The organism is Burkholderia sp. Ac-20384 (assembly GCF_017104605.1).
In the GTDB taxonomy this organism is placed as follows: Bacteria; Pseudomonadota; Gammaproteobacteria; order Burkholderiales; family Burkholderiaceae; genus Burkholderia; species Burkholderia lata.
On sequence record NZ_JAAGPE010000746.1, the window covers coordinates 1 to 343 of the forward strand.

2 pseudogenes are annotated in these 343 nt (G+C 64.1%); one reads left to right on the forward strand and one right to left on the reverse strand.

From position 1 onward, the window contains the following. A pseudogene (locus G3O00_RS43160) lies at nt 1-206 on the reverse strand (IS110 family transposase); the annotation flags it as partial. A gap of 10 nt (nt 207-216) precedes the next feature. Between G3O00_RS43160 and G3O00_RS43165 the strand changes: the two are divergent. Further along, nucleotides 217-343 (forward strand): annotated as a pseudogene (locus G3O00_RS43165) (ISL3 family transposase); the annotation flags it as partial.

Consider the following 343-nt stretch of genomic DNA (forward strand, 5'->3'; position numbering starts at 1 on the left):
TGATAGGTTCGCTCAGACTGCTCAGCCACGGCTCGCTCTTGCTGACGGACACTCTTCAGACTGTAGGCGGCAGCCGAACCTTTGCGCGAGCCATGCTGCGCCGGCATTCCAGCCTGCAGTTCCAGCGCACGTAACTTGTGTGCGGTCAACGCGGGACGATCCCACGCGAACGGCTCGTCGCGTGTCAGCACATACCATACGATCACTGCGAGTTTGCGAGTGGTGCTGCACGTCCCGCGCCGCCGGGTCTGGTGCGAACGCTGCGGCGGTCCGCGACTGGAGAAGCTGGCGTGGCTGGGCCGTTACCAGCGAGTGACGGAGCGATTTGCCAAGGCCTGCGAGA